The sequence below is a fragment of the Amycolatopsis orientalis genome (genome assembly GCF_000943515.2).
GTDB classification, from domain to species: domain Bacteria; phylum Actinomycetota; class Actinomycetes; order Mycobacteriales; family Pseudonocardiaceae; genus Amycolatopsis; species Amycolatopsis orientalis.
In genome coordinates, this window is sequence record NZ_CP016174.1 from 1193430 (window position 1) to 1206742 (window position 13313).

Consider the following 13313-nt stretch of genomic DNA (forward strand, 5'->3'; position numbering starts at 1 on the left):
GCGCGGGCTTCGTGCGTCGTGAGTGGCGATTCGGGTTCTAACCCGAATCGCCACTCACGACCCGCCGGTCCCTCAGCTCCCACCACGCGATCTTCAGGACGGCACGCCCATGTCCCAGTACATCCTCCGTCGCCTACTCCAACTGATCCCGGTCTTCTTCGGCACGACGTTCCTCATCTACGCACTGGTGTGGGCCGTGCCCGGCGACCCCTTCGCCGGCAAATGCGGTCAGGTCGCCTGCCCGCCCGCCTACATCGAGATGATGACCGCGAAGTTCAATCTCGACGATTCGATCTTCGTCCAGTACTTCAAATACCTCGGCAACCTGTTCACCGGCGACTGGGGGGAGACCTTCAACGGCGTCTCGGTCGGCGAGCTGATCGCGAACGCCTATCCGGTGACCGTCCGGCTCGCGCTCATCGCGGTGGCCATCGAGGCGATCATCGGGCTCGCCGCCGGCATCCTGACCGGCCTGCGGGGCAAGGGTTTCCTCGACAACCTCGTGCTGATGTCCACCACGTTCCTGATCTCGATCCCGGTGTTCGTCACCGCGATCGTGCTGCAGATCGTCCTGGGTTCGGAACTGGGCCTCATCGACGCGAGCGTGTCCGAGGACGCGGGAGTCGGCGAACTCATCGTGCCCGGCATAGCGCTGGGCAGCCTGTCCATGGCCTATATCGCCCGGCTCACCAGGACGAGCATCGCCGAGAACCGGCACGCCGACTACGTCCGCACAGCCGTCGCGAAAGGCCAGCCGCGCAGCCGCGTCGTCGGCGTGCACCTGCTCCGCAACTCGGTGATCCCGGTGCTGACCTTCATCGGCACCGACATCGGCGCGCTCATGGGCGGGGCGATCGTCACCGAAGGCGTGTTCAACATCAACGGCATCGGCGGGCTCATCTTCCGCGGTATCCAGAACCGGGAGGGCGCCACCGTCACCGGGGTAGTCGTCCTGCTGGTGATGGTGTACCTGCTGGTGAGTCTCACCGTCGACCTGCTCTATGCCGTTCTCGACCCGAGGATCCGTTATGACTGACCCCAATGTGGCCGGTGGCGTGTCCTCTGTGGACGTCGCGGCGGCCGGTGTCGCCGACGATTCCGCGCTGGCGCACAAACCGCGCAGCCTCGGCGGCGACGCCTGGCGGATGCTGCGCCGCAAGCCCACCTTCATCATCTCCTCCGTCATCATCCTGGTGATCGTGCTGATCGCCATCGCGCCGGACCTGTTCAGTTCCCGTCCGGCCGGGTTCAGCGATCTGACGCACGCCAACGAAGGGCCGTCCGCGGACGCCTGGTTCGGCTACGACAACCAGGGTTACGACGTCTACGCGAGGACCATCCACGGCGCGCGGGCGTCGTTGCTGGTCGGTGTTTTCGCCACGGTGCTGACGATCCTGATCGGCTCGGTCGTCGGGATCGTCGCCGGCTATTACGGCCGTCTCGTCGACAGCCTGTTCTCCCGCGTCGGCGACATCTTCGCGGCGTTGCCGTTCGTGCTCGGCGCGATCGTCATCCTGACGACGTTCAACGCTCCCGGCACGAATCCCGGCGCGGTCACCATCATCGTGCAGGTGGTGATCTCGATCGCGGCGCTGAGCTGGCCGGTGGCGATGCGCATCATGCGGTCGGCGACGCTGGTGGCCAAGCAACTCGACTACGTCAAGGCCGCCCGCGGGCTCGGCGCGAGCACACCGCGCATCGTGCTCCGGCACTTGCTGCCCAACACGATCGCGCCGGTCCTGGTCTACGGGACCATCGCGCTCGGCGCCTTCATCGGGGCGGAGGCGACGTTGGCCTATCTCGGCGTCGGCGTGCGGCCACCGGTCGTCTCGTGGGGCGTGATGATCAGCGACGCCCGGGACTATTTCCGGGTCATCCCGCACATGCTGTTGTTCCCCGCCGGGTTCGTGACCATCACCGTGCTCGCGTTCGTCATGCTCGGTGACGGGATCCGCGACGCGCTCGACCCGAAGGCCCGGTGAGCGGCTGTGGACAACGAACTCTTGCTCGAAGTGGAAGACCTCCACGTCGAATTCCGGACCTCGGACGGTGTCGCCACAGTGCTCAACGGCGTCGACTACTCCGTGCACGCCGGGGAAACCCTTGCCGTGCTGGGAGAATCGGGTTCGGGAAAAAGCGTTACGGCGCAGACGGTGATGGGGATCCTCGACAGCCCGCCCGCCGTCGTCACCCGCGGCGCCGTCCGGTATCGCGGCGAGAACCTGCTCACCGCCACCGAAGAGCGGCGGCGTGAGGTGCGGGGCGGCGGGATCGCGATGATCTTCCAGGACGCGCTTTCGGCGCTGAACCCCGTCTTCACCGTCGGGTTCCAGATCGAGGAGCAGTTGCGGGTCCGGCTCGGTATGTCCAAAAAGGACGCCCGCAAACGCGCGATCGAACTGCTCGAGATCGTCCGCATCCCCGCCGCGTCCCGCCGGGTCCGCGAGTACCCGCACCAGTTCTCCGGCGGGATGCGGCAGCGCGCGATGATCGCCATGTCGCTCGCGCTGGACCCGGACCTGCTGATCGCGGACGAGCCGACGACCGCGCTGGACGTCACCGTGCAGGCCCAGATCATGGACCTGCTGGCGGAGATCCAGGCTGAACGGCGGATGGGATTGATCCTGATCACCCACGACCTGGCGGTGGTCGCCGAGGTCGCCGACCGGATCGCGGTGATGTACGCGGGCCGGATCGTCGAACAGGCCGACGTCACCGAGTTGTTCCGCTCGCCGGGGCATCCCTACACCGAGGCGCTGATGGCCTCCCTGCCGCGGCTGGACCTCAAAGGACAGACTCTGGAGACCATCAAGGGCCTGCCGCCGAGCCTGCTGAACATCCCGCCCGGCTGCCCGTTCCATCCGCGCTGTCCCCGGGCGGAGAGCCGGTGCGAGTCGGAACGGCCTGCCCTGCGAAGCCTCGGTTTCGGCCGGGTCAGCGCCTGTCACTTCGCCGACGAGGTGGTGAGCGACCGTGTCTGAGCCCATTCTGCGGGTCGAAAACCTGGTGAAGTACTTCCCGGTGCGAGCCGGGGTCCTCATCAAACGCACGATAGGTCATGTGAAGGCCGTCGACGGGGTTTCGTTCGATCTCATGCCCGGCGAAACCCTGGGCGTGGTGGGGGAATCCGGCTGCGGCAAGTCCACTTTGGCCCAGGTGCTGATGCGTCTGGAAGAACCCACGAGCGGGCGCGCGTCCTTCGAAGGCCGTGACATCTTCGCGTTGCGGGGATCCGGGCTCAGGAAGTTGCGGCGCGAGATCCAGATCGTGCTGCAGGATCCGTACACCTCGCTGAATCCGAGGATGACGGTCGGCGACATCGTCGGCGAGCCTTTCGAGATCCACACCGAGGTGGCGCCGAAGGGTTCCCGGGCGGCGAAGGTGCGGGAGCTGCTCGACGTCGTCGGGCTGAATCCCGAGCACATCAACCGCTATCCGCACCAGTTCTCCGGCGGGCAGCGGCAGCGCATCGGCATCGCGCGGGCGCTGGCGTTGCGGCCGAAGGTCATCATCTGCGACGAGCCGGTTTCGGCGCTGGACGTCTCGATCCAGGCGCAGGTGATGAACCTGCTCGGTGAACTGCAGAAGGAATTCGGCCTTTCCTATGTGTTCATCGCACACGATTTGTCTGTTGTCCGTCACCTTTCCACGCGGGTCGCGGTCATGTATCTCGGCAAGATCGTGGAAATGGGGACGGAAGAGGAGATCTACGAACATCCGTCGCATCCCTACACGCAGGCGCTGTTGTCCGCTGTCCCGGTCGCCGATCCGGCGTTGCGTGGGCAGCGGCAGGTGATTCGCCTGGAAGGCGACGTCCCGAGCCCGCTGGACCCGCCGTCGGGCTGCCGATTCCGCACCCGGTGCTGGAAGGCGCAGGACATTTGCGCCGAACAGGAACCCGAATTGATCACGCGGGCCGGTGGACATTTGTCGGCCTGTCATTTCGCGGAGGAAAAAACCGTCGTCCCCTGACTTTAGTAGGGACTTCGTTGATATGAGGAGATCGCTCGCGTAGTTTGCACGAATCGTGTTCTTCAGGAGGCATGAAGTGAAAAGACCCAGATCTCTCGTCATCGCCTTGGCGGTACCGCTGTTCGGTGCCATCGTCGCCGCGCCGGCGGCGTCCGCCCAACCGCGGCTTTCCGGGGCGACGACCGAATTCTCCGTCCTGGCCCGTGACGGCCAAAGCGTCGCTTCGGCGGAACGGGCGATCCGTGCCGCCGGCGGCACCGTCGTGACCAGCAACGCCGCGGTCGGCCTGATCACCGCGACCGCGCCCGCCAACGGGTTCGCCGAGCGCGTCTCCGCGGACCGTTCGGTTTTCGGTGCGGCCAAAGCGAAGCCGATCGGCTCCGCGCCGAAGAGCGACAAGGCGAAGGTCAAGTCGAACGCCGTCGAGAAGGAGAGCCGCGGGGCTGCTTCGGCGCCGAAGGCTGCTTCGGCCCAGTCCGCCGGGCTCGACCCGCTCGATGGTCAGCTCTGGGGTCTCAAATCCGTCCGTTCGGACCTTTCGCGCACCGTCCAGCCGGGCGACAAGCGGGTGAAGGTCGGCATCATCGACACCGGTGTCGACGCGAGTCACCCGGACATCGCGCCGAACTTCGACCGGGCCGCGTCGCGGAACTTCACGAAGGACATCGTCGCCGACGTGAACGGTGAGCCCGTCGACGGACCGTGCGAGTACCGCGGCTGCGTCGACCCCACCGACGTCGACGACAACGGGCACGGCACGCACGTCGCCGGCACCATCGGCGCCGCCGCGAACGGCTTCGGCGTCTCGGGCGTCGCGCCGAACGTGACGCTGGTGAACCTCCGCGCCGGCCAGGACTCGGGCTTCTTCTTCCTGCAGCCGACCGTGGACGCGATCACCTACGCCGGCGACGCGGGTGTCGACGTCGTCAACATGAGCTTCTACACCGACCCCTGGCTCTACAACTGCGCTTCCAACCCGGCCGACTCGGCCGCGGAGCAGGCGGAACAGCGGACCATCATCGAGGCGACGACCCGTGCGCTGAACTACGCGCACCGCAAGGGCGTCAGCCAGGTCGTCTCGCTGGGCAACCAGCACAGCGACCTCGGCGCCCCGCAGCCGGACGCTTCGAGCCCGGACTACCCGTCGAACAGCACGCACCCGCGGCAGATCGACAACGCGAGCTGCCTCTCGCTGCCCGTCGAGGGCCCGCACACGATCGGCGTCTCGTCCTTCGGGCCGTCGCAGGCGAAGGCGGACTACTCGAACTACGGCGTCGAGCAGATCTCGGTCTCCGCGCCCGGCGGATACTTCCGTGACGGCTTCGGCACCCCGTGGTTCCGGACGCTCGAGAACGAGATCCTCTCGACGTACCCGCGCAACGTCGGCGTCGCGGAAGGCAACATCGACGCGGCCGGGAACATCACGCCAGACGGTGTCACCGCCGGCATCCAGAAGGCGACCACCGCCGACGGCCGCGTCGGCTACTACCAGTGGCTGCAGGGGACGTCGATGGCGTCGCCGCACGCGACCGGTGTCGCCGCGCTCATCGTTTCGCAGTACGGCAAGGGTTCGCGCGACTTCGGGATGGACCCGGACGCGGTGCAGCGGGTGCTCGAGGGCACGGCCTCCGACATCGCCTGCCCGGTGCCGCGGACTGTCGACTACCTGGACGAAGGCCGAGACGCGTCGTTCACCGCGACCTGCGTCGGTGACGCTTCGTTCAACGGCTTCTACGGCCACGGTGCCGTCGACGCCTGGTCGGCCGTTACGCGAGGCTCGAAGTACCTGCGAGGCTGATGCTTCGGTTCCGCCGCGCCGCTCGTGCGGCGTGGGTCGAGAGTGTCATGAGGGGTCCCCATAGGACGAAATTCGTCCTATGGGGACCCCTCATGACACACCCAGGTGGGACGGGTTACGAGGCTCGGCGGACGGGTCGCGAGTCCACACGGATGTCAGGTCGCGGTCGTCGCTTCGCGGCTTTGACGCCCGCCCTCAACTCGGCGATGACCGCTTTCGGGTCGGTGCGCAATCGGCTGGGCAACGTCTGCACGACGATGATCCCGTTCGCGGCATAGCGGTTGTTGCGTTCCAGCGTTTTCGCGTAGTGACGGCCCCGCTGGTGGTACTGCCAGGAATCGACTTCCCATGCCATGGCGATCTCGTCGCACCACCGGTCGGGCATCCCGATGAACCGGCCCTGCTGATCGAACAACCTGACATTGGACACGGAGGCGGGCAGGCCGGCGCGTTTCCACAGAGATGCTGCGTCCATTTCGGGGACCGATCGGATATCTGCCTGTAGCTCGGCGAGAGTGGCGCGGGGCAGAGCCGTGCCTCGCTGGCTGCCCTCCAGCAGCTCTTTCGCGAGTTCATCGTAGGTGCACAATCCGCTCTCCAGGGCTTCCAGGAGCACTGCGCTGACCACATCCTGCTGCCGGATTCTCCGCAGACCGTCCATGACAGCACGTGCGGGGGGACTCAAGGGGACACCGTCCAAGTGGACGGGCTCCGGGAAGTACCTTGTCCTCTCGACGATCGCGAACTTCTTGTCACAAAAGCGATGCGTATGAGGTACGAGCACATGCACCAGACTGTCGTCGGGAACGGTGCGAAGACCGTACCGGCGGGTGGCTTCGAATCCAGTGACGATCCCGAGCATGTCCGTGTGCAACCGGGCGGCTTCCACTCGTTGTCGTGCCGTTGGCCGAGCGCGAGCCAAGAGGACGATTCCTGGCAGGAGATGTGTCCAAGGCCCGTTGGGTTGGCATCTTCGATAGGTGGTCCGCTGCGGTATGCCCAGCTTTTCCAGCTGATTGGCGGTGATCACTCCCTTTCTGCTGTGCTGGAGGAGAAATGCTTCTGACTGGGTGAGTTTCGTGAGTTTCACGCTGCCATCGTCAGGTAACCCACCGACAGTCTTGGTCGCCAAATGTCATGAGGGGTCCCCATAGGACAAATTTCGTCCTATGGGGACCCCTCATGACACGTTCCGCAGGCGTGAAAGTACCGTTCGCAGCACGCGTGCGGAGGCTCCTACTGCCCCGAAGCGGCCTTCACGAACTTCGCCAGGTCCTTCGACTGCCGCACCCGCGACTCCTCGTGCACGTACATCATGTGCCCCGCGGGGTAGTACGCCGTGTCGATGTTCTCCCGCAGCTCCTCGGGAATCTGAAGGTGCGCCAACACGTGCTCCGAAGCGAAGTAAGGCGTCGCGCCGTCATAATGCCCGAAAGCGACGTGAATCTTCAGATGTGGATTCGCTCGCATGGCGGAAGCGAGCGAGTCCACAGAGGACACCGAGCGCCCCTCGAAGTCGGAGTAGGACCAGGTCTTGAACACGTCCATCGACAGGAGTTCGTAGGGAAGGTCGTTTTCGTAACCCAGTTCGGCCCGTACGTAGTGGTTGAGGCCGCTCGCGTAGGCGCCGATGATCCGTGAGATCGACGGGTCGTCGCTCATGTGCTCGCGGCCACCGTCGGGTTCCCAGGTGGTGAACCGCCCGTCCATCCGGCCGACGGTGAGACCCTTGTCCCGCAGGAGTTCCGTGAAGTACCGGACATGCTCGATCCGCAGATTGACACGGTCCACATAGGACTCGCTCAAACCGGTCAAGGAAGCGAGTGTCGCCACCGCCTCGGCGCGGTCCTGTGTGGACAGACGTGCGCCGCGCGCGAGAGCCCACGGGAGTTCCTTGGCCGCGAAGTCCTCGGCGTCCGCGAGGACGTCGTCGAGCGGGCGGTCGCCGTGGAGGCCGTGGTAGTGCGCGATCGCCGCGTACGTCGGCACGTAGAGCGTGTACGGCAGGTCGTTGCCCTCGGTGAACCGCAGCGTGCCCAGGTCGAGCACGGACGAGATCAGCAGCAGCCCGTTCAGGTACATCCCGTGGCGTTCCTGCAGATGCGCCGCCAGCCCGGCCGCGCGGAGCGTGCCGTACGACTCGCCCGCCAGGAACTTCGGTGACAGCCAGCGCTGCTTGCGCGAGACCCACAGCCGGATGACCTCGCCGATGGACTCGATGTCGGCGGTGTACCCGTGGTACTCCTTGGCCTTCTCACCGTCCACCGCACGCGAGTAGCCGGTCGACACCGGGTCGATGAACACCAGGTCACTGTGCGCGAGGAGGGTTTCCTGGTTGTCGGTCAGCCCGTAGGGCGGCGCGACCGGGTCGTCGACGTCGCCGGACAGGACACGGCGCGGGCCGAGGAGGCCCATGTGCAGCCAGACACTCGCCGAGCCGGGCCCTCCGTTGAACGCGAACGTGACCGGCCGGGTGCCGGGATCCGCGTCGTCGAGCGTGTACGAGGTCACGAACACTTCGGCCTTGGCCTTGTGGCCTTCGGACTTGCCGTCGGTGATGACCTCCTTCCGCAGCACGATCCGGCCGGTCTGGGCCGTGTACGCGAGCTTCCGGCGCTTGAGCGTCAGCGTGTGCTTCGTGGTGACCAGGTCGTCGATCGGCTCGACCTTGGTTTCCACCGACGGGGTGTCCTTCTCGTCGGTGGCCTTCTCATCGGGATTGGTGTCCGGCATGGTCCCAACTTACTGGCAGTCTGTACGGGTGGACATCGTCACGGCGCATGATCGCCCGAACACCGTCGCCGAAGCGATCGAAATCCAGGAGACCCTGCGTGGCCTGGTCGAACTCGAGGATCGCTGTCCACAAGAGATCGTCACGGTCACCGGGCTGGACGTCGCCTACGACGAGGAGAGTGACCTCATCGCCGCCGCCGCGGTCACGCTCGAAACCGCCGGATTCCGGGTCGTGGAAAAGCGAACCGTGGTTTCCGAGGTCTCCTTCCCGTACGAACCCGGCCTTTTCGCCTTTCGCGAGCTGCCCTCGCTTATCGACGCCTTGCGAGCCCTCGACCACACGCCGGACCTCCTGATCTGCGACGGTCACGGGCTCGCCCATCCACGCCGGTTCGGGCTGGCGTGCCACGTCGGTGTCGTGACCGGTTTGCCGACCGTCGGAGTGGGGAAGACCCGGTTCATCGGCGAGCACGCCGAGCCGGGCCGGGAGCGCGGCGCCCGCACGCCCCTGACGGACGGCGGTGAGGTGGTCGGCACCGTCCTGCGCACCCAGGACGGCGTGAAGCCGCTTTACGTCTCCGTCGGGCACAAGATCTCGCTGGACAACGCGTGCCGTCAGGTGCTGAGGCTGTGCCCCGCGTTCCGTCAGCCGGAGACGACCCGGCACGCCGACCGCCTCGCCCGCGACACCCTGAAGGAGGCGCTCGCCCGGTGAAGTTCTCGTCGATCGCCGAACTCGACGCCGAGGTCATCGGCTGCCGCGCGTGCCCGCGGCTGGTCGCGTGGCGCGAGGAGATCGCCGTGGTCAAACGCGCCGCCTTCGCCGGCGAGACCTATTGGGCCAGGCCGGTGCCCGGTTTCGGCCCGCCGGACGCGTCACTGGCGATCGTCGGCCTCGCCCCGTCGGCCCATGGGGCGAACCGGACCGGCCGCATGTTCACCGGCGACCCCTCCGGTGACGTTCTCTTCAAGGCGCTTCACCGGGTCGGGGTCGCCTCGCAGCCGACGTCGACCCATATCGGTGACGGTCTGGAGCTGCGCGGGACCAGGATTGTCTCGCCGGTGCGATGCGCGCCACCCGCCAACAAGCCCACACCTGAGGAACGGGAGACCTGCCGATCCTGGCTCGCGGCCGAACTCGCGTTGCTGAAACCGACGCTGAAGGCCGTCGTGGTCCTCGGCGCGTTCGGCTGGCAGGCGCTGCTGCCGGTGCTCGCCGAGGCGGGCTGGCCGGTGCCCGCGCCACGCCCGAAATTCGGCCACGGCGCCGAGGTAGGCCTCGGCGACCTGCGGCTTTTCGGGTGCTACCACGTGTCGCAGCGCAATGTCCAGACCGGTCGGCTGACGCTTGACATGGTGTGCGACGTACTCACCGCCGCGACCTCGGTGGCCGGCCTGAACTGAATCGGTGCGGAAGCCGTGGCGACGCTGGTCACAGCCGGATGGGGTCTACGAGCGATCTCAGCAGATGGGTGCGACTATAGAAATATGGCTGGTGTTAAGTCGGAACCGACACGGATCCTCGTCCTTGGTGGTGGATACGTCGGGCTCTACACGGCGTACGGGCTCCAGAAGATGCTCCGGGCCAACGAAGCGTCCGTGACGGTCGTTGACCCGCAGCCGCACATGACCTATGCCCCCTTCCTGCCCGAGGCGGCGGCCGGTGCGATCGAACCGCGGCACGTGGTCGTGCCGCTGCGGCGCGTGCTCAAGCGCTGCCACGTGCTCACCGCGCGGGTGACGAAGATCGAGCACGAGCGCAAGGCCGTCACGGTCGAGGCCGCCGACGGGCACGTCGAGCAGCTGAACTACGACGTCCTCGTGGTGGCGCTCGGCGCCGTCGCGCGCATCCTGCCGATCCCCGGCCTGGTCGAGGAAGGCATCGCCTTCAAGACCATCGGTGAGGCGATCTACCTGCGCAACCACGTCATGACGAAGCTGGACGAGGCCGCCAGCACGCTCGATCCCGAGCAGCGCAAGCGCCTGCTGACGTTCACCGTCGTCGGCGGCGGGTTCGCCGGTATCGAGGCGCTCGCCGAACTCGAGGACATGACCCGCTTCGCGGTGGAGAACTACTACCCGAACCTCAAGGTCGAGGACATCCGCTGGGTACTCGTCGAGGCGGCCGGGCGGATCCTCCCCGAGGTGCGCGAGACGCTCGGTGTGTACACCGTCGAGCAGCTCGAGAAGCGCGGCATCGAAGTCTATTTGTCGACAGCGGCGAAGTCGTTCGAGAACGGCCACGTCGTCCTTTCGGACGGCACCGAATTCGACACCGACACGATCATCTGGACCGCCGGTGTGAAGGCGAACCCGGTGCTCGCCAGCTCGGACCTGCCGCTGGACAAGCGCGGCCGCGTCGAGGCCACCGCCGCGATGCAGGTCGTCGGGCACCCCGACGTCTGGACCGCCGGTGACAACGCCGCCGTGCCGGACCTCTCGCGCACCGAGCAGGACCCGACCGCGACCTGCCCGCCGAACGCGCAGCACGCCGTTCGCCAGGCGCGTCTGCTGGCGAAGAACATCATCAAGGTGATCCGCGGCGGCAAGCCGAAGGACTACTACCACAAGAACCTGGGTGCGGTGGCCAGCCTCGGCCTGCACAAGGGTGTCGCCGACGCGCTGAACCTGAAGATCAAGGGCTTCCCGGCCTGGCTCTTCCACCGCGCGTACCACCTCAAGGCGATGCCGACGTGGAACCGCAAGATCCGCATCCTGTTCGACTGGATGCTCGGTGGCCTGTTCCGGCGCGAGGTGATCTCGCTCGGTCAGATCAACAATCCGCGCGAGGAGTTCGACAGGCTGTCGAAGTCCTGAGTTCCCCGCTTGCCGTGAAGGCCTCCTTCCCTACCTTGAGCGTAGGGAAGGAGGCCTTCACGGCTTTAGGGTGAACCGGTGCCAGGTTTTCGTAAGCCCATACCCGCCGTTCCGCTCGCCGTCGGGCTCGCTCCGGCCGACCTGGCGAAGCACGTCCTGGAGAGGATCGAGCGCGACAACGCGCACGCCCGCTCCCGAAAGAGGCGTTTCCGGTGGCGAGCCGTGTCGATCAGGTTGCTGATACTGGCGCTCTCCGCAGTATCCACGATCATTCTCGGATTGCAGAACCTCAACGGCTGGACCGGTGTGGCGTTCGCTCTGGTCGCCGTGACGACCGTGGTCGGCGCGCTCGAGCCGTTCTTCGCCTGGCGGTCTCTTTGGGTGCTGATGGAAGAGGTCCAATTCCGGCTCTATCGGCTACGCGACGAGCTCAGCTTCTACATCGCGTCGACCCCGCCTGATCAGATCGATCCCCGGGTGATCACCGAGAAGTTCGAGGAGTACCAGGCCGTTTGGAATGAGAGCGGCCTCCAGTGGCTCGAATATCGGCGTACTGAAGCGGCGAACTGATGGCCATCGCTTAAGCTGTCCGTGCCCCGGTAGCCCAATTGGCAGAGGCAGTCGACTTAAAATCGACACAGTGCGGGTTCGATCCCCGTCCGGGGCACAAGCAGTTCCGCTCTGTGGACGTGCTGGTCCGCGCGGACGGCCGCTGCCGACAATGGCCCGCATGACCGGAACCGGCCCGACCGACGAAGTGACCTACGACCGCACGCGGCTCACCCAGTGGCGTACGGGACAGGCGCGAGGTGACGGAATGCCGCGACGCAGGATGCTCCGGCTGGCGGCCGGTGGCGGACTCGCGCTGACGGCGTTCGGAACGTTCCCGGCGGGCGCGGCGTCGGCGGCCGGGCCGATCGTGAAGCCCTTGCCTCCGGAGATCTTCGAGGTCTACGGCACGAACGCGGAAACGCGCTGGGAGGCGCTGAGCGGGCAGGGATACCTGACGCCGGTCGATCGGTTCTTCGTCCGCAACCACACCTCGACCCCGCTGATCGACGCCGCTTCGTGGCGGCTGAAGCTTTTCGGCACCGGATTGCGCGGAGCGCCGACCGCGGACCGGCCGGTCGAGTTCACCTATGCCGACTTGCTCCGGTTGCCTTCGGAGACGATCACCTGCGCCATCGAATGCGCGGGCAACGGCCGGAGTTTCTTCACCGGCCAGCAAGGACAGGCGGTGTCCGGCACGGCGTGGAAGCTCGGCGCGATCGGAGTCGCACGCTGGCGCGGCGTCCGGCTCGCCACCGTGCTCGCCAAGGCGGGGCTGACGCGGCACGCGGTGGACGTCCTGGGAGAAGGGCTGGACGCCGACTACGTGACCGGCGGGGTCAACCTGGGGAAGGTCCGCCGCCCGCTGCCGGTCGCGAAGGCGTTGCAGGACGTTTTGCTGGCCTACGAGATGAACGGGCGTCCGCTGCCGCCGGACCACGGCCATCCGGTCCGGCTCGTCGTGCCCTCGTGGGTCGGGATCTCGTCGATCAAATGGCTGGGGCGCGTCGAAGTCTCGGAAACGCCACTGGTGTCGCCGTGGAACACCCAGTATTACCGGCTGCTCGGACCGGACTATCCGGCGGAGGGCACGGTCGTGACCCGGCAGGTGGTCAAGAGCGCGTTCGAACTGCCGTGGAACGCCGAATTCGCGGCCGGTGACAGGCAGGTGCTGCGCGGCAGGTCGTGGTCAGGCAACGGCCGGATCCGGCGGGTCGAAGTCGACGCGGGCGACGGCTGGCGGCAGGCGAGGTTCGTCGGCGCGGCGGCGGATCGTGGCTGGCAACGCTGGGAGATCCCTTGGCGTCCCAGGGTTTCCGGCGTTCATACGCTACGGGCACGGGCCACGGACATCTCCGGCGTCACTCAGCCGGATGTCACTCCGTACAACACGCAGGGCTACCTTTTCGACGCGGTCGTCCGGCATCCGGTCCGGGTGGTGTGA

General features: G+C 66.6%; 12 protein-coding genes and 1 tRNA gene. 11 read left to right on the forward strand and 2 right to left on the reverse strand.

Annotated elements, in window-relative coordinates; genetic code table 11:
* The first annotated feature begins 109 nt into the window (after positions 1-109).
* From SD37_RS05825 to SD37_RS05845, 5 genes are all read left to right on the forward strand, one after another.
* Positions 110-1036: an ABC transporter permease gene (locus SD37_RS05825; protein WP_044852178.1), complete on the forward strand. Its 927-nt coding sequence runs from the start codon at positions 110-112 to the stop codon at positions 1034-1036.
* A complete protein-coding gene (locus SD37_RS05830; RefSeq protein ID WP_044852179.1) occupies positions 1029-1982 on the forward strand; it encodes an ABC transporter permease in 954 nt (317 codons plus the stop codon). The genes SD37_RS05825 and SD37_RS05830 overlap by 8 nt, the downstream gene beginning before the upstream one ends.
* 6 nt (positions 1983-1988) lie before the next feature.
* Positions 1989-2981, forward strand: coding sequence for an ABC transporter ATP-binding protein (locus SD37_RS05835; protein WP_044852180.1), 993 nt, complete (start codon positions 1989-1991; stop codon positions 2979-2981).
* Positions 2974-3972, forward strand: coding sequence for an ABC transporter ATP-binding protein (locus tag SD37_RS05840; RefSeq protein ID WP_044852181.1), 999 nt, complete (start codon positions 2974-2976; stop codon positions 3970-3972). Before SD37_RS05835 ends, SD37_RS05840 begins: the two co-directional genes overlap by 8 nt.
* 76 nt (positions 3973-4048) lie before the next feature.
* Positions 4049-5770: a S8 family serine peptidase gene (locus SD37_RS05845; protein ID WP_044852182.1), complete on the forward strand. Its 1722-nt coding sequence runs from the start codon at positions 4049-4051 to the stop codon at positions 5768-5770.
* Positions 5771-5885: 115 nt separating this feature from the next.
* Here the strand turns inward: SD37_RS05845 and SD37_RS05850 are convergent, their stop codons facing one another.
* Positions 5886-6860 carry a hypothetical protein gene (locus tag SD37_RS05850; RefSeq protein ID WP_083254886.1) on the reverse strand — a complete coding sequence of 325 codons (975 nt, stop codon included), beginning with the start codon at positions 6858-6860 and terminating at the stop codon, positions 5886-5888.
* 146 nt (positions 6861-7006) lie between these two features.
* Complete coding sequence (locus SD37_RS05855; protein ID WP_044852183.1) at positions 7007-8503, reverse strand: S10 family peptidase; 1497 nt, start codon at positions 8501-8503, stop codon at positions 7007-7009.
* A gap of 28 nt (positions 8504-8531) precedes the next feature.
* On the opposite strand from SD37_RS05855, the gene nfi reads away from it, so the two are divergent.
* The 6 genes from nfi (at position 8532) to SD37_RS05885 (ending at position 13313) form a co-directional block, all read left to right on the forward strand.
* Positions 8532-9218, forward strand: a complete 687-nt coding sequence (gene nfi, locus SD37_RS05860; protein ID WP_044852184.1) for a deoxyribonuclease V — start codon at positions 8532-8534, stop codon at positions 9216-9218.
* The gene (locus SD37_RS05865; protein ID WP_044852185.1) at positions 9215-9907 is read left to right on the forward strand and encodes a uracil-DNA glycosylase; all 693 of its coding nucleotides are present in this window, start codon (positions 9215-9217) and stop codon (positions 9905-9907) included. The genes nfi and SD37_RS05865 overlap by 4 nt, the downstream gene beginning before the upstream one ends.
* 84 nt (positions 9908-9991) lie before the next feature.
* Complete coding sequence (locus SD37_RS05870; RefSeq protein ID WP_007028829.1) at positions 9992-11320, forward strand: NAD(P)/FAD-dependent oxidoreductase; 1329 nt, start codon at positions 9992-9994, stop codon at positions 11318-11320.
* Positions 11321-11398: 78 nt separating this feature from the next.
* The gene (locus SD37_RS05875; protein ID WP_044852186.1) at positions 11399-11890 is read left to right on the forward strand and encodes an SLATT domain-containing protein; all 492 of its coding nucleotides are present in this window, start codon (positions 11399-11401) and stop codon (positions 11888-11890) included.
* A 23-nt stretch (positions 11891-11913) separates the two neighbouring features.
* Positions 11914-11987, forward strand: a tRNA-Leu gene (locus tag SD37_RS05880).
* 63 nt (positions 11988-12050) lie between these two features.
* Positions 12051-13313 carry a sulfite oxidase gene (locus tag SD37_RS05885; protein WP_044852187.1) on the forward strand — a complete coding sequence of 421 codons (1263 nt, stop codon included), beginning with the start codon at positions 12051-12053 and terminating at the stop codon, positions 13311-13313.